Source organism: Clostridium drakei (assembly GCF_000633595.2).
In the GTDB taxonomy this organism is placed as follows: Bacteria; Bacillota; Clostridia; order Clostridiales; family Clostridiaceae; genus Clostridium_AM; species Clostridium_AM drakei.
Genome location: NZ_JIBU02000023.1, coordinates 366,306 through 383,639, shown reverse-complemented (window position 1 = coordinate 383,639; position 17,334 = coordinate 366,306). Strand labels below are relative to the sequence as shown.

The 17,334-nt window shown below is 29.8% G+C and carries 17 protein-coding genes; all 17 read left to right on the top strand.

Going from position 1 to position 17,334, the window contains the following annotated elements; all coding sequences use genetic code 11:
- Nucleotides 1-60: 60 nt before the first annotated feature.
- Entirely contained in the window at nucleotides 61-516 is a 456-nt protein-coding gene (locus EG57_RS0213640) for an RrF2 family transcriptional regulator (protein ID WP_032077736.1), read from the top strand.
- Nucleotides 509-1,711 carry a cysteine desulfurase NifS gene (nifS, locus tag EG57_RS0213635; protein ID WP_032077735.1) on the top strand — a complete coding sequence of 401 codons (1,203 nt, stop codon included), beginning with the start codon at nucleotides 509-511 and terminating at the stop codon, nucleotides 1,709-1,711. Before EG57_RS0213640 ends, nifS begins: the two co-directional genes overlap by 8 nt.
- Nucleotides 1,712-1,716: 5 nt before the next feature.
- Nucleotides 1,717-2,145, top strand: a complete 429-nt coding sequence (gene nifU / locus EG57_RS0213630; protein ID WP_108849543.1) for a Fe-S cluster assembly scaffold protein NifU — start codon at nucleotides 1,717-1,719, stop codon at nucleotides 2,143-2,145.
- 121 nt (nucleotides 2,146-2,266) lie between these two features.
- Entirely contained in the window at nucleotides 2,267-2,773 is a 507-nt protein-coding gene (locus EG57_RS0213625) for a PRC-barrel domain-containing protein (protein WP_032077733.1), read from the top strand.
- A complete protein-coding gene (locus tag EG57_RS0213620; protein ID WP_032077732.1) occupies nucleotides 2,760-3,782 on the top strand; it encodes an AI-2E family transporter in 1,023 nt (340 codons plus the stop codon). Before EG57_RS0213625 ends, EG57_RS0213620 begins: the two co-directional genes overlap by 14 nt.
- Nucleotides 3,783-4,174: 392 nt before the next feature.
- Nucleotides 4,175-6,814, top strand: a complete 2,640-nt coding sequence (gene alaS, locus EG57_RS0213615; RefSeq protein ID WP_032077731.1) for an alanine--tRNA ligase — start codon at nucleotides 4,175-4,177, stop codon at nucleotides 6,812-6,814.
- A 62-nt stretch (nucleotides 6,815-6,876) separates the two neighbouring features.
- Nucleotides 6,877-7,128: an IreB family regulatory phosphoprotein gene (locus EG57_RS0213610; RefSeq protein ID WP_007063587.1), complete on the top strand. Its 252-nt coding sequence runs from the start codon at nucleotides 6,877-6,879 to the stop codon at nucleotides 7,126-7,128.
- A 151-nt stretch (nucleotides 7,129-7,279) separates the two neighbouring features.
- Nucleotides 7,280-7,696 carry a Holliday junction resolvase RuvX gene (gene ruvX, locus EG57_RS0213605; protein ID WP_032077730.1) on the top strand — a complete coding sequence of 139 codons (417 nt, stop codon included), beginning with the start codon at nucleotides 7,280-7,282 and terminating at the stop codon, nucleotides 7,694-7,696.
- A gap of 23 nt (nucleotides 7,697-7,719) precedes the next feature.
- Nucleotides 7,720-7,986 (top strand): DUF1292 domain-containing protein, encoded by a 267-nt coding sequence (locus EG57_RS0213600; RefSeq protein WP_032077729.1) that lies wholly within the window; start codon nucleotides 7,720-7,722, stop codon nucleotides 7,984-7,986.
- Between the two features lie 155 nt (nucleotides 7,987-8,141).
- Nucleotides 8,142-8,597: a Fur family transcriptional regulator gene (locus EG57_RS0213595; protein WP_007063584.1), complete on the top strand. Its 456-nt coding sequence runs from the start codon at nucleotides 8,142-8,144 to the stop codon at nucleotides 8,595-8,597.
- A gap of 151 nt (nucleotides 8,598-8,748) precedes the next feature.
- Nucleotides 8,749-10,416: a ribonuclease J gene (locus tag EG57_RS0213590; RefSeq protein WP_032077728.1), complete on the top strand. Its 1,668-nt coding sequence runs from the start codon at nucleotides 8,749-8,751 to the stop codon at nucleotides 10,414-10,416.
- Nucleotides 10,417-10,494: 78 nt separating this feature from the next.
- A complete protein-coding gene (locus EG57_RS0213585; protein WP_032077727.1) occupies nucleotides 10,495-10,845 on the top strand; it encodes a YlbF/YmcA family competence regulator in 351 nt (116 codons plus the stop codon).
- Between the two features lie 152 nt (nucleotides 10,846-10,997).
- Nucleotides 10,998-12,821 (top strand): translational GTPase TypA, encoded by a 1,824-nt coding sequence (gene typA, locus EG57_RS0213580; RefSeq protein ID WP_032077726.1) that lies wholly within the window; start codon nucleotides 10,998-11,000, stop codon nucleotides 12,819-12,821.
- A 170-nt stretch (nucleotides 12,822-12,991) separates the two neighbouring features.
- On the top strand, nucleotides 12,992-13,639 hold the full coding sequence (locus EG57_RS0213575) for an O-methyltransferase (protein ID WP_032077725.1): 648 nt from the start codon (nucleotides 12,992-12,994) through the stop codon (nucleotides 13,637-13,639).
- A gap of 1 nt (nucleotide 13,640) precedes the next feature.
- On the top strand, nucleotides 13,641-14,861 hold the full coding sequence (locus EG57_RS0213570) for a peptidase U32 family protein (protein ID WP_032077724.1): 1,221 nt from the start codon (nucleotides 13,641-13,643) through the stop codon (nucleotides 14,859-14,861).
- A 27-nt stretch (nucleotides 14,862-14,888) separates the two neighbouring features.
- Nucleotides 14,889-15,509 (top strand): uridine kinase, encoded by a 621-nt coding sequence (gene udk / locus EG57_RS0213565; RefSeq protein ID WP_032077723.1) that lies wholly within the window; start codon nucleotides 14,889-14,891, stop codon nucleotides 15,507-15,509.
- Nucleotides 15,510-15,575: 66 nt separating this feature from the next.
- A complete protein-coding gene (locus EG57_RS0213560; RefSeq protein WP_032077722.1) occupies nucleotides 15,576-17,234 on the top strand; it encodes a penicillin-binding transpeptidase domain-containing protein in 1,659 nt (552 codons plus the stop codon).
- Nucleotides 17,235-17,334 lie beyond the last annotated feature (100 nt).

The window sequence follows — 17,334 nt, the reverse complement described above, 5'->3', positions numbered from 1 at the left end:
GTTTGATAATATATATTCATAAAGCATAGTAAAATACTCAACATTAAAGGAAGTGGTTAAGTGAAGCTATCAACTAAAGGACAATATGGAGTAAAAGCTATGGTTGATTTGGCTGTTCACTATGGTGAAGGACCATCATCCATAAAAAGTATAGCAGAAAGACAGAATATTTCTGAATATTACTTAGAGCAATTATTTTCACCTCTTAGAAAATCTAAGCTAATAAAAAGTATAAGGGGAGCCCAGGGTGGTTATGTATTGGAAAGAAATCCAAAAGATATAACTGTATTTGAAATAATGGAAGTGCTAGAGGGACCAGTAGAAATATCTAAATGTTTAGAAGAGAATAATAATAATTCTTGTGGGAACATGGATTGTTGTGCTACTAGACTTTTATGGTCAAGGATAAAGGAAAGTATAAATGGCGTTATGAAAGCTACCACTCTTGAAGATATGGTAGAAGATTATAAAAAAATGAAAATTAACAAGGAGAAAGGGGATAATATTAATGAATAAAAGTGTTTATATGGATTATTCAGCTACTACTTACACAAAGCCTGAGGTACTAAAGGAGATGCTTCCATATTTTACAGAATACTTTGGAAATCCATCCTCATTGTATTCAATGTCAGATGCTCCTAGAAAGGCTATAGATAAAGCAAGAGAAAGAGTAGCTAAAGCACTAAATGCTTCTAAGGATGAAATATTCTTTACTGCAGGAGGTTCTGAAAGTGATAACTGGATATTAAAAGGTATAGCATTTGCAAATAAAAATAAGGGAAATCATATAATAACTACCAAAATAGAACATCATGCCATATTACATACAGGTAAGTTTTTGGAGAAAAGTGGTTTTGATGTAACTTATTTACCAGTAGATGAGTACGGGCTTATAAGAATAGAAGATTTAAAGAAAGCAATTACAGATAAAACTATACTTGTTTCGGTAATGTTTGCCAATAATGAAGTAGGTTCCATTCAACCTATAGAAGAAATAGGAAAGATATGTAAAGAACATAATATATATTTCCATACTGATGCAGTGCAAGCTATAGGACATGTGAAGATAGATGTGCAAGCTATGAATATAACTGCATTGTCTTTAGCTGGACATAAGTTCTATGGACCTAAAGGTGAAGGTGCATTGTATTTAAGAAAAGGAACTAAAATAGAAAATTTAATTCACGGTGGAGCACAAGAAAGAGGAAAGAGAGCTACTACTGAAAATGTACCTGGAATAGTAGGTCTTGGTAAAGCAATAGAAATTGCTGTAGAAGAATTAGAACCAGAAGCTAAGAGATTAACTAAGCTTAGAGATAAACTTTTAAATGGTCTTGTTGAAAAAGTTCCTTATGTTAAGGTAAATGGACCAATAGGTGAAAAGAGAATGCCTGGAAATGTTAATATAAGTTTTATTGGAATAGAAGGAGAAACTTTATTATTAGATTTAAATGATGCAGGTATATTTGCTTCTACAGGAAGTGCCTGTGCATCAGGATCATTAGATCCATCTCATGTACTTTTAGCACTAGGCTTAAAACATGAAGTAGCTCATGGTTCATTAAGATTAAGCTTAGGAGCAGGAACTACTGAAGAGGAAGTAGATTATGCACTAGAAGTAATACCTAAAATAGTTGAAAGAAGAAGAGAAATGTCACCACTTTGGGAAGATTTTATAAAAGCAGAAAATGCAAAGAAAGAAGGTAGATAGATATGATGTACAGTGAAAAAGTTATGGATCACTTTAGAAATCCTAGAAATGTAGGAGAAATTCCAGATGCTAATGGTATTGGAGAAGTTGGAAATCCACAATGTGGAGATATAATGAAAATATATATTAAAGTTGAAAATGATATAATTGAAGATGTAAAATTTAAAACTTTCGGATGTGGATCAGCTATAGCATCTTCAAGTATGGCTACAGAGCTTATAAAAGGAAAAAAGGTTGAAGAAGCTTGGGAGTTAACTAATCGAGCAGTAGCTGAAGCTTTAGATGGACTTCCACCAGTAAAAATGCACTGCTCAGTTCTTGCAGAAGAAGCTATTCATAAAGCTATAAATAATTACAGAGAATCTCAAGGATTAGAACCTTGGGCAATGAAGACACATTCAGAAACTATTCATGAACATGTGCACGGAAATTAAAATATAATTTATAAAAATATAACCTTATTTTTGAGGTTATATTTTTTTTGACATTGCACAAAATACAGCAAAGGAAGTTATTCAAGTTTTATAACTTAATTATAAATAGGGGTGATGAAACTTGTATAGATCAAAAGATTTTACGCTTATGGATGTTATAAATGTAAATGGGAAGAAACTAGGATTCATAAATGATTTGCTTGTAGATTTCTATATTAAAAAGATAATAGGATTTAGCATTGCTCCATATGGACTATTGAAAAAAACTTTAAATGTACTTATAGAAGATGTAGTTAGTTTTAATTCAGTAATGGTTATTACAAAAACAACCTCAGGAGATTTTTTGCAATTTAAAAGTATTAAGGATATGGATGTGAGGGATGAAAAAGGCAATATATTGGGTATGGTAGAAGATATAATATTTGATAAAATGTCTTTCAAAATAAGTTCATTAGTAGTATCTATGGGTTTTGTAAGTAATTTTTTATCTGGTAAGAAAATAATACTGATTAAGGATATTTTAATAGGAGAAGAAAGTTTGTTGTTTAATGGAAGAAGTGAAAATCTAAGTTTTTGTAGTTTACCACATAAATTATTTGCGGAAGATGATTCAGATGAGAAAAGTTAAAAAATTATATAAGTACATATTGACTTTCATTATTATATTTTTAATGATAATTTTGTGTTTAAGAATTTCTGCTATTAGAGAAGTAATATATTTATTGTTCATTTCTTTTATAATTGCATATACTTTAAGGCCAATGAATAAATATATGGAGCAAAATGGAATAAGAAAAAAATTTGCAGCAATAAGCCTCATATGTATTTTAATATTAATTACAATGACAATTTTTTTGTTAATTATACCATCTGCTTTTAAAGAAAGTTTGAATATAAGCTATACAATAGATAGAATACAAAAAATTGTAGATAATTTATATTTAAAGTTAAAGCCTATGAGTAATAATAAAACCATTTATGCAATAATGAATAATATATCCATAAAGATAAATAATCAATTAATTGGTTTATTTTCAAAAATATTTGATTCAGCATTAGATATAGGTCAAAATATAGTGTCTATTGCAGTTATACCTATAATATCTTATTATTTTTTAGCTGATGGAGATAACATATCAAATAAATTATTGAATTTTTTTCCGATTAAGAGTAGGAATATGGTAAAAAAAATAAGCAAGGATATAGATAAAGTATTAGGAAGATATATAGTTAGTCAGCTGCTTTTATGCGTATTTATTGGAATTGTTACTTTTGCAATTTTAATATTTTTGCATATAGATTTCCCTATAATTTTATCTATACTAAATGCATTCTTTAATATAATACCATATTTTGGACCGGTTTTTGGGGCTGCACCTGCAATTTTTATAGCACTGATTAAATCACCCCAAAAAGCTATGTGGGTATTGATATGGTTATATTTATTACAACAAATAGAAGGCAATATATTATCGCCTAAAATTACAGGAGATAGTGTAAGCATGCATCCACTTATGGTTATAATATTACTTATAGTAGGTGGAAAGATTGCCGGTTTTCTAGGAATGATACTTGCTATTCCAGTAGGAGTTATGATAAAGGTAATTTATGAGGATTTGAATTACTACTTATTTTAAGTAAAATAAATGCAGTTATAATTTATGTGGAAATTTGAAGCTTCAAAACTAATACTGTTGACATATAGATTATTTTTAATTATAATTTGTATCATAATTAGATATGAAGGCAATGATTGGAAGGAGTATTTATATTTCTATATAAAGAGAAGAAGTGGAAGGTGAAAACTTCTTGTAGTATATATTGAAGCAGTCCAGGAGTCATAAGCTTTAAAGAGACACAGCTTTATTTTAAAAAGTGATTATTGAACTTAGGTTTTAATTTTTATGTATTTGTAAATTAAAACATCTTTAGCTGTGTAATTAGGGTGGTACCACGGAAACAGCTTTCGTCCCTTTTGGGATGGAAGTTTTTTTGTTACAAAACATTAAGAAAAAAGGAGAGATAATTTATGAAAAAGATAGGTTTAAATGAGCTTAGAGAAATGTATTTAAAATTCTTTGAAAGTAAAGAACATTTGAGATTACCGAGCTTTTCACTTGTTCCTAAAAATGATAAAAGTTTATTGCTTATAAATGCAGGAATGGCACCTTTAAAGCCATATTTTACAGGACTGCAAGTGCCTCCTAATACAAGAGTTACAACTTGTCAAAAATGTATAAGAACAGGTGACATTGAAAATGTAGGGAAAACATCAAGACATGGTACATTTTTTGAAATGTTAGGTAATTTCTCTTTTGGTGACTATTTTAAGGAAGAAGCTATTCCATGGGCGTGGGAATTTACTACGGAAGTATTGAAGCTTCCTAAAGATAAATTATATGTAACCATTTATTTAGATGATGATGAGGCTAATGATATATGGGTTAAAAAGACGGATGTAGATCCATCAAGAATATTTAGATTAGGAAAAGAGGATAATTTTTGGGAGCATGGGGTAGGACCTTGTGGACCATGTTCTGAAATTCACTTTGATAGAGGAAATGGAAAAATAAATACAGTAGAAGAATTTTTAAAAGCAGCAGATGAAGATAGGGTAGTTGAATTCTGGAATCTTGTATTTACACAGTTTGATAAGGATGAAAGTGGAAATTATAATAAATTAAAAAATCCTAATATAGATACAGGTATGGGGCTTGAAAGAATAGCTACAATTATGCAGGGAACAAATAGCATTTTTGAAGTTGATACAATAAGAGCTATACTAGATGAAGTTAGTAAAATAGCAAAAATTCAATATGGAAAAGATGAAAAAAACGATATATCTATGAGAGTAATAACAGACCATGTTAGAAGCGTTAGTTTTATGATTAGTGATGGAATATTGCCTTCAAATGAAGGTAGAGGATATGTTCTTAGAAGGTTGCTTAGAAGAGCTGCTAAGCATGGAAAATCTTTAGGAATAAATAATGCATTTTTATATAAACTAACAGATATAGTTATAGATAATTCTTGTGGAAATTATGCTGAACTTGCAGAAAAAAGAGATTATATTAAAAAAGTTATAAAATTAGAAGAAGAAAGATTTGATGAAACTATAGATAGTGGTATGCAAATTTTAAATGAATTTATAGAAAGTTTAAAAATTAACAATGAAACTGTTTTATCAGGAGAAAAAGCATTTAAGCTATATGATACTTATGGATTTCCAATAGAGCTTACTGAAGAAATACTTGAAGAAAAAGATATGAAAGTTGATTTAGAAAGTTTTAATAGGGAAATGCAAAATCAAAGGGAAAGAGCTAGAGCCGCAAGAGAACAAACTAACTATATGGGAGCAGAAGATACTATACTAAATAAAATACCTTTAGAAATAGAAACCAAATTTAATGGATATAATACTTTACACACTATTTCAAAGGTTAAAATTTTAATTAAGAACGAAGAATTTGTTTCAACTATGATAGAAGGAGATAAGGGTGTAATAGTTACAGAAAATACTCCTTTTTATTCAGAAATGGGAGGGCAAATAGGTGATCATGGTATAATATCTACAGATTCATTTAAGGCAGAGGTTGTGGATTGTAAGAAAAATGTAGCAGGAAAAATACTTCATTTTGTAAACATATTAAGTGGAACTATAAGTGTAGATCATGAAGTAACTTTAAATGTAAATGAAGATAGAAGAAACAATATAAGAAGAAATCATACTGCAACACATTTATTAAATGAAGCATTGAGAAAAGTTCTAGGAGATCATGTTCATCAATCAGGTTCTTACGTAGATGCTGAAAGATTAAGATTTGATTTTAATCATTTTGAAGCACCAAGTCATGAAGAATTAAAAAGAGTTGAAGCCTTAGTTAATGATGAAGTAGTAAAAGTACTAAATGTGGAAACACAAGTCATGAGTTTGAAAGAAGCAAAAGAAACTGGAGCTATTGCTTTGTTTGATAACAAATATAAAGATGAAGTTAGAGTGGTTTCAGTAGGAGATTTTAGTAAGGAATTATGTGGAGGAACTCATGTATCAAATTCAGGAGAAATTGGTTTATTTAAAATAATATCTGAAGCCGGTGTGGCTGCAGGAATAAGAAGAATAGAAGCAGTTACTGGACCTAAAGCAATTGCATATGTAGAAGCTAAAAATGATCTTATTAAGGAAATTAGCAATAAGCTAAGATGTTCTGAAAAAGAGATAATTCATAAACTAGATTTACAAGCTCTTGAACTTAAAGAAAAAGATAAAGAAATTGCAGAATTAAAATCTAAACTTGCAGGAAGTGCAGAAGATGAAATATTAAATGGATGCCAGGAAGTAAAAGGAATTAAGCTTTTTACTGGTGTACTAAAAGATGTAGATGGAAATGCACTTAGAGAATTAGCAGATAAGATCAGGAATAAAGGTGGAGAATGTGTAGTTGTTCTTGGAAGTGTAGTAGAAGGGAAAGTTCAGTTTGTATCTATGACTACTAGAGAAGCAATTGCAAAAGGAGTTCACTGTGGAAAAATTATAAAGGAAGTAGCAGCTATAGCTGGTGGCGGTGGAGGTGGAAGACCTGACATGGCTCAAGCTGGTGGAAAGCTTCCTGAAAAAGTGGAAGATGCCATAGGGAATTGTGCATCAATATTGGAAAATTTAGTTAAATAGTATACATTTTCACGAATATAGTCTATAATAGAATTAGTAGAATTACTAGCGGGGTGATATAAATGGGTAACGATAATACTATTCAGTTTAATATTCCTAAAGATAAAGAAGATTTGACTAAAGAAATATTGACTGAAGTCTATGATTCTCTAATTAAAAAGGGATATAACCCTGTAAATCAATTAGTTGGTTATTTAATTTCAGGGGATCCTACATACATTACAAATTACAATGGAGCTAGATCCTTAGTTAGAAAGTTAGAAAGAGATGAAATATTAGAAGAAGTATTAAAAGCATATTTAGGAATAAAATAAAATCTGTTCCAAATGGGTTTTTAACCCATTTGGAACAAATTATACTGATGAATAAAACTGAAATATAATTGTATATGTTACAATTTTGATAAAATTTGATTTTAATAATAATAAATTGTACAATAAGAATAGTGAAATTAGGAGAATTAAAATGAGAATACTAGGATTAGATGTAGGAGATAGAACTATTGGTGTTGCCGTAAGTGATCCCCTTGGAATTACAGCACAGGGTATAACTACTATAAGAAGAAAAAATAAGGATGAAGACATAAAACAGCTTAAAAGTATTTGTGATGAATATAGTGTGGAAACTATTGTGTCAGGACTTCCTAAAAATATGAATGGAACTTTGGGACCGCAAAGTGAAAAAGTATTAAAATTTTGCGAAGTGATAAAAGAAAAAATAGGACTTCCAATTAAAATGTGGGATGAAAGATTAACAACTGTAGCAGCACATAGAGCTATGTTAGAAGCAGACTTATCTAGAAATAAGAGAAAAAAAATAGTTGATAAGATGGCTGCAATATATATACTTCAAGGATATTTAGATAGTATTTCAAATAAATAAACAAGTGAACGAGGTGAAAAACCATGGAAAATGATGTAACAACTATAATTCTAAATGATGAGGATGGCAAAGAAGTAGAGTTTGATGTAGTTACTAAAATGGATATAGAGGATAAAGAATACATAATAGTTGTTCCAAAAGATAAAGAAGAGATAGATGAAGCGATAGCATTAAGAATAGATGTAGATGAAGAAGGCAATGAGGTATTAACTACTGTTGAAGATGAAGATGAATTTGCAATGGTAGAAGAAGCTTATGAGACTTTATTCAGTGAAGATCAACTTAATTAATGTTTAATGCAAAAGCTATGATATTCATAGCTTTTATAATTTTATACAAGGTTAGTAAAAATTAATTTTAACGAATTAATTTATTTTCAATTGACAATCAATTAAATACGTATTAAACTATGGTTTGAAAATAATTATTGAAATGGGGTTATATAATGTCAAAGCTTTCACCTGAAGAAACAGAAAAACTTAAAAATAACTTAAAGGAAAAAGGCTACAAGTTTACCCCTCAGAGAAGAGCTATTATAGATATAATAATAAAGAATGAAGGTAGCCATCTTACAACAGAAGAACTGTATGATTTAGTAAAGAAAGATTGTCCAGAAATAGGATTGGCTACAGTATATAGAACAGTTCAATTATTAGAAGAATTAGGTGTTATATGTAAATTAGAACTTAATGATGGGTGTAGCAGATATGAGCTAATTCATGAAGAGGAAAATCATCAACACCATCATTTGATATGCACTAATTGTGGAAGTGTTATTGAAGTTCAGCACGATTTATTGGATGATTTAGAACATGAAATTGAAGAAAAATATAATTTTAAGATTACTAATCATAGTCTGAAATTTTATGGAATATGTAGCAAATGTAAAAATGAAACTTAATTTAGATAGTATATTTATACCATCTAAATTTTAGCTGAATTTATCCAGCCCATAGCAGTCGTTTTTTATTACTTTTATCATTAAGTAGTATTATTAGGATAGCTATTGGATAAAATATTTTAAAAATTATAAAAAAGGAGGGAAGATTTTTTTGCGAAAGGAAAAAGAGAAAATAAAGATCATTCCATTAGGTGGATTAAATGAAATAGGAAAGAACCTTACAGCAATAGAGTACAAAAATGACATAGTAGTAATCGACTGTGGATTAAGCTTTCCAGACGATGAAATGTTAGGAATAGATTTGGTAATACCGGATATAACATATCTACAAAAAAATATAGATAAGGTTAAGGGGATATTTTTAACTCATGGACATGAAGACCATATTGGAGCGTTACCATATGTATTAAAAGAAATGAATGTACCTGTATATGGAACAAAATTAACATTGGGTATCATTCAAACAAAATTAAAGGAACACAATTTGTTAAGTGTAGTAGAGTTAAAATGTGTAAAACCAAAAGATATAGTTAAATTAGACAATGTATCTGTGGAATTTATAAGAACTAGTCATAGTATTGCAGATTCAGTGGCTATTGCAATCCATACGCCTATCGGAGTTATTTTACACACAGGAGATTTTAAAATTGATTACACACCTATTGATGGATGTGTAGCTGATTTAGCAAGATTTGCAGAATTAGGTAAAAGAGGGGTACTAGTTATGCTGGCAGATAGTACTAATGTGGAGAGGCCAGGATATACTATGTCTGAAAGTACTGTAGGAGAAACATTTGGCAGAATTTTCACTAATGCCAAAGGAAGAATAATTGTGGCAACATTTGCTTCCAATATTCACAGAATACAGCAAATAATTACAGAATCAATAAAGTATAATAGAAAGGTTGCTGTTTCTGGGAGAAGTATGGAAAATATAATGGAAGTTGCAATGGAATTAGGATATATAGATGCTAATAAAGATGTATTTATTAATATTGATAGTATAAATAAATATCCTAATAATAGAATAACTATCATTACAACAGGAAGTCAAGGAGAACCTATGTCAGCACTTTCAAGAATGGCATCTTCAGAACACAAAAAAGTAAATATAATACCAGGAGATAGAGTTATTATATCTGCTAGTGCTATACCAGGAAATGAAAAATTAATTTCAAAAGTTATAAATCAGTTATTTAAAAAAGGAGCAGATGTAATTTACGAGGCGTTGGCAGATGTTCATGTTTCTGGCCATGCATGTCAAGAGGAATTAAAACTTATGCATACGCTTGTAAAACCTAAATTTTTTATGCCTGTACATGGTGAATACAGACATTTAAAACAGCATGCAGAGTTGGCTGTTAAATTAGGACTTCCATCAAGTAATGTTGTAATTGCTGATAATGGTGATGTAATAGAAGTAACAAGAGATTCTATTAGAAAAAATGGAACTGTTATTTCTGGTCAGGTATTTGTAGATGGCTTAGGTGTAGGTGATGTTGGAAATATAGTATTGAGAGATAGAAAACATCTTTCACAGGATGGTATACTTACAGTAGTAGTTACTATTGAAAAAGAAAGTGGAAGCGTAATTGCCGGACCAGATATTATTTCAAGAGGATTTGTTTATGTAAGGGAATCTGAAGATTTAATGGAAGAAGCAAGAGAGCTGGTTAAAGATGCCTTGAAAAAATGTGAAGAAAAACATATAACTGAGTGGGCAAGCATAAAATCAAATATAAAGGAAGTTCTTAGAGTGTTCCTTTATGAAAGAACAAGAAGAAAGCCAATGATACTTCCTATAATTATGGAAATATGATTATGGATTTAAATTTTATTAGGCGCTTGTTTGGATTTTAAGTTAAAGTTTCAATTATAAATAAGGAGGAGTTTATTTATGAATATCTATGATAAGGCTCACGAATTTGCAAAAGAGTTGGAAAATTGTCCAGAAGTTATTAAACTTAGAGAAGCAAGCAAAGGTATCGAAGAAGATTATAATAACAAAAAGATGCTGGATGATTTTAGAAAATTACAGATAGAAGCTTACTCACAACAAATGCAGAATGGAAAAGTATCTGATGAAATAACAGGGAAACTTAAAAATTTAGGACCAGTTATATCTTCTAATCCTTCTGTAAGCAATTACATTCAGGCAGAGCAAAGATTTAGCGTTGTATGGAATGATGTTTTAAAAATTTTAAATGATGCAATAGGTATAGATTTTACCTTTGGAATGAATAAATAAAATACTTCAAAAGTTGACTTTTTAAAGTTATGATACTAAAATAGATAGGGTAAGCATAATTGGGTACTTTATAAGTATCCAATTTTTTTGAGTGCTTATTAGGATATAAGGTTATATTTAGTGATTTAAACAAAAAAATTGGAGGAATAATAATGGAATTATTTACAAGAAACGATATAAGGAATGTGGCAATAATCGCACACGTTGACCATGGTAAGACAACACTAGTAGATGCACTTCTTAAGCAAAGCCATGTGTTTAGAGAAAACGAAAAAGTTCAAGAAAGAGTAATGGATTCAAATGATCTTGAAAAAGAAAGAGGTATTACTATACTTTCAAAAAATACAGCAGTTATGCATGATGGAATAAAAATAAATATAGTAGATACTCCAGGACATGCTGATTTTGGAGGAGAAGTTGAACGTGTACTTAAAATGGTAGATAGTGTTTTACTTGTAGTAGATTCTTATGAAGGACCAATGCCTCAAACTAAGTTTGTATTGAAAAAGGCTTTGGAGCTTGATCTAAGACCTATAGTAGTTATAAATAAAATAGATAGACCAGATGGAAGACCAGCAGAAGTTTTAGATGAAGTATTTGATTTATTTGTAGAGCTTGGTGCAAGTGATGAACAACTAGATTTTCCAGTAGTTTATTGTTCAGCTAGAGCTGGATTCGCAAAAAAAGAATTAGAAGATGAATCAGATAATATGGATCCAATGTTTGATGTTATAGTGAAAAATGTTCCAGCGCCACAAGGTCATCTGGACATGCCGCTTCAAATGTTAGTTACAACTATAGATTATAATGAATATGTAGGTAAAATTGGTATAGGTAAAATACAAAGAGGAAGTATAAAAAAGAATCAGCAAGTAGCGTTAGTAAGAACAGATGGAAAAATAGATAATGTAAAAATTTCTAGTCTTTATGAGTATAATGGACTTAAAAGAGAAGAAACTGAGGAAGCTAAACTTGGTGATATAGTAGCAGTTGCTGGTATTCCAGATATAAATATAGGGGAAACTATAGCAGATAGTGCTAATCCAGAGGCTCTTCCTTTTGTTGAGATAGATGAACCTACATTAAGTATGAACTTTATGGTTAATGACTCACCATTCGCAGGACGAGAAGGGGAATTTGTTACATCAAGACATTTAAGAGATAGACTTATGAAAGAATTAGAAACTAATGTATCTTTAAGAGTAGAGGAAACAGAAAGTGCCGATTGCTTTAAAGTAAGCGGAAGAGGAGAACTTCATCTTTCAGTTTTAATTGAAACTATGAGAAGAGAAGGATATGAATTCCAAGTTTCTAAGCCATCGGTTATATTTAAAGAAGAAAATGGTAAAAAGTGTGAACCTATTGAATACCTTACAATAGATGTACCAGAAGAATTTATGGGAGTTGTTATGGAAAAGTTAGGACCTAGAAAAGGTGAGATGGTAAACATGACATCTGCTATTAATGGATACACAAGACTTGAATTTAAAATTCCTGCAAGAGGACTTATAGGATTTAGAAATGAATTTATGACTGATACAAAAGGTAATGGTATTATGAACCATGTATTAGATGGATATGAACCATATAAAGGAGAAATTCCTGAAAGAACTAGAGGATCATTAGTTGTATTTGAAACAGGTGCATCTATTGCTTATGGATTGTTCAATGCACAAGAAAGAGGAACGTTATTTATAGAACCAGCTACAGATGTATATGCTGGAATGATAGCAGGACAATGTTCAAGATCAGAGGATATAGAAGTTAATGTATGTAAGAAGAAACATTTGTCTAATACTAGATCATCAGGTGCTGATGATTCTTTAAAATTAGTACCAGTAACTCAAATGAGTTTAGAGCAAAGTCTTGAATTTATAAGTTCTGATGAACTTGTAGAAATTACACCTAAAAATATCAGAATGAGAAAGAAAATACTAGATTCTGATACTAGAAAAAGAGCTTCAAGAAAAAAATAAATTAAAGTATAATAAAAGAATATTTTATTAGATCATATATGTAATGAAGCGATAATCAGTGTATGAATGGAACCAGAAGTATCATCTTTTTAAAGGATATGCTTCTGGAAAATTTTATATGCATATATATAAGAAATAATTGATCTTGATTAAATATTTTGGAGGAAATAATGAAGGGTATTACATATGATTATATGGAGCAATATATAAGATCTCTTATAGAAGAGCATAATGAACCTCTAAAAGAATTAGAGGATTATGCTCATGAAAATAATGTTCCTATAGTACATAAAGAGGTTGCTAGGTTTTTGGAGCTTATGATAAATATTAAAAAGCCTTTAAAGATATTAGAGCTTGGTACTGCTATAGGATATTCATCTATCCTTATGAATATAAGTTCTAAAGGCAATAGTGAAATAACAACTATTGAAAGAGATGAAAAAATGATAGCAGCCGCCCAAAGAAATATTGAAAAGTATGGATTTACAGATAAGATTAAAATAATCCAGGGTGACTGTCTGGAAGTATTAAAGCAATTAAATGATAAATATGATTTGATATTTATGGATGCAGGTAAAGGCCATTATAATCACTTCCTTCCTGAATGTATGAGATTGTTAAGCAAGGACGGAATAATAATAGCAGATAATGCATTATTTAGAGGAATGGTTGCTTCTGATGATTTAGTGGAAAGAAGAAAGATAACTATAGTTAAAAGAATGAGAGAATATTTAAAACTTGTATCTGATAATAAAAGCTTTATAACTTCAGTTATACCTATGGGAGATGGAATTGCAGTTACAACAAGGAGGGATTGATTTGAAAAAACCTGAGTTATTAGCACCTGCAGGGAATTTGGAAAAGTTAAAGACGGCTATAAATTTTGGAGCAGATGCTGTTTATCTTGGCGGTAGTAAACTTAATTTAAGAGCTTTCGCAGATAATTTTACAGATGATGAATTAAAAGAAGCATTAGAATATGCTCATGAAAGAGGAAAAAGAGTATTTGTTACTATAAATGTTTTTCCACATAATGAGGATTTAATTGGATTGGAAGAATACTTAAAAAAGTTATATGACCTAAAGGTAGACGCTATACTTGTATCAGATCCAGGAATTATTATGACTGCTAGAGAAACGGTACCGGATTTAGAACTTCATTTAAGTACGCAAGCAAACAATGTTAACTGGAAGTCTGCACAGTTTTGGCATAAACAAGGAGTAAAGAGAATTGTTTTAGCTAGGGAGATGTCTTTAACTGAGATTAAGGAAATAAGAAATAAACTGCCAGAAGATTGTGAGATAGAGGCTTTTGTGCATGGATCTATGTGTATGTCTTATTCGGGTAGATGTGTTATTTCAAATTATATGACAGGAAGAGATTCTAATAGAGGGCAATGTGCTCAACCATGCAGATATAAGTATTATTTAATGGAAGAAAAGAGACCTAATGAATATTTTCCTATACTTGAAGATGAAAGAGGAACATACATATTAAATTCAAAAGACTTGTGCATGATAGAATATATACCAGAGCTCGCTCAGGCAGGTATAAATTCTTTTAAAATTGAAGGAAGAATGAAAAGTCCTTATTATGTTGCTAGTATAGTTAAGGCTTATAGACAGGCAATAGATGCATATTTTGAAAACCCTAAAGAATATAAATTCCAGAAAAAGTGGATGGATGATCTTACAAAGGCAAGCCATAGAGTATATTATACAGGCTTCTATTTTGGAGATGCTAATAAACAGGCACAGGAATCTTCTAATTACATAAGAGAATATGATATTGTTGGAATAGTTAGAGATTATGATAAATCTACAGGTGTTGCTACTATAGAACAAAGGAATAGAGTATTTGAACGAGATACAGTAGAGGTTTTTAGATCAGAGGGAGATAGCTTTCAAATATGCTTAAGTGACATGAAAAATAGAAAAGGTGAAAAAATAGAAGTAGCACCTTCAGCTCAAATGATATTTACAATTACAACATCGGTGGAATTAAAGAAAGATGATATGCTTATAAAGAAAAGAGATTAGTGTAACAAACTTGAGAGGGGGATATGAATGAAACGTCCAATTTTAATAGGTATTACTGGCGGAACCGGTTCGGGAAAAAGTACAATTGCCAAAGAAATATATAATAAATTTGGTGAAGATTGCATAGCTATGATAGAACAAGATTCTTATTATAAAGAGCAAAGTCATCTTTCTATGGAAGAAAGAGTAAAAACTAATTATGATCATCCTAATGCATTTGATACACTACTTTTAATAGAACATTTAAAGAAACTTTTAAAAAAACAAGCTATAGATAAACCTGTTTATGATTTTGAGTCGCATAACAGAAAAAAAGAAACTATAAGGATTGAGCCTAGAGAAATTGTGATAGTAGAAGGCATACTTGTACTTGAGGATGAAGAAATAAGAAATCTTTTAGATATAAAATTGTATGTAGATACAGATGCAGATGTTAGAATAATAAGAAGAATACTTAGGGATATAAATGAAAGAGGGAGAACTGTAGACTCTGTTATAAACCAATACTTAAATGTAGTAAGACCAATGCATATGCAATTCATAGAACCTACTAAAAGATATGCTGATATTATAATACCAGAGGGTGGACATAATAAAGTTGCTATAGACATTATAGTTGCTAATATAAAACAATTTTTACAAAAATAAGAGTAAATTATTGAATAAAAAACCTCATTTTGGACAAAATTTTAGTTTGAGATGAGGTGTTTTTTTATGATGATAAAATTAAATAGGAATACGATAAAAAAAAGACAATATGTAATTTTTTGTATGTTTATAGTATTTATTATAGGCATTTATATTAGAATAGTTTATTTTCAGTATTTTAGCTCAAATAAACTAAGTGTTATGGCTAACTCACAGTATTCTTACAAAGAAGATATTACAGATGCAAACTACATGCTTTTTGATTCAAATGGAAAACAGTTACTTGATTATAAAAAGAAGTATTATGTAGTTATATGTCCGGATATATTTATTAAAAATAATCAAGATACTGATTCAGATAAAATTTTAACTTTAATATATATTTTGAGAAATTATAATAATGAATATGACTTATCTAAGATAAATAGTTTAAGCAGTAGCCAAAAGTTGTACTATGAAATAGATGAAAATACATATAATAAATTGAAAAATGTAAAAGGAGTAAAGGGATTCTATACTTATACGTATTCATCAATAAATAGAGAAGGTACTTGGAAAATAGAGAATTTATTGACTAGTACTAAAAAAACAGATAGTAATCAACTAAAATCGTCAGATTCATTAGAAATGCAAATTGCTAATAAAACTAAAAATAATAAAAAACCTCAAGTTATAATAAATAGAGACGTAAATGGAAATGTAACAAATGAAAAGACGGAATTACCTGAAAAAAACATAAATGTAAGGCTTACTGTGGATAAAAATACAGAAGATAAGATTAAAGATACATTAAATGATAACAGGTATAAGAACTTTAATCAAATAGGAGTAGTACTAATGGAGGCGAATACAGGAAACATAAAAGCTATGGTTCAAAAAAATGATAATCTACCTAATATAAATCTAGGCGCAGCAACTAATCATGGATTTTTTCCAGGTTCAATATTCAAAGTAATAGTAGAAGAAGCTGGTTTGGACAGAAAAACATTAAGTCTAAATGATAAATTTACATGTAAAGGGCTGTATGAGTCAGAAGAGCAACCTCATGGTACTTTAAATCCAGAACAAGCTTTAATACAATCCTGCAATGATATATTCTTTCAAATAGGAAATAAAGTTGGATTTAATAATTTTTATGATAATGCAAAGACTCAAGGTCTATTGGAAAAATCACTAGGGTTAGATTGTGAAAAGAAAGGAAATTTTGAAGTTAAAGATCCTAAATATGGTGATGGTAGTTTAGGTGCAGCTTCAATTGGTCAAGGCATTAGAATAACTCCTATAGAAGCTATAAATATAGTTAACACAGTTATTAATGAAGGAGTTTATGTAAAACCTAAAATTTTAGATGCTTATGTTGATGACAACAATAAGGAAATAGAAAAGTTGAATTCTAATAGCCATCCTGTTATAGAAAAATCTACAGCTAATATACTAAAAAACCAAATGATAGAGGTAGTAAAGCAAGGTACTGGAAAAGCAGCAGCTGTAAATAATGTGGAAATGGGTGGTAAAACAGGAACCACACAAAGAGTAGAAATGTCTAAAGCATCAACAAAATCAGAAGAGCATTCAGATGGATGGTTTGTAGGATTTTTCAAGTTTCAAGGAAAATATTATTCTATGGTTGTATTTGTAAAAGATATAGATAAGGATAAAGAAAGCGGAGGTATTACAGCTGCACCAGTTTTTAAAGATGTTGTTAGTAAGTTAATAAGTAAATAATCATTTAATTTTCATGATATAAGTATAATGTAAAGTATTATTTTTATATCATGAAGTAAAATTTGTTTGTACAGGCACTTTTTTTAATATTAGCTCATAA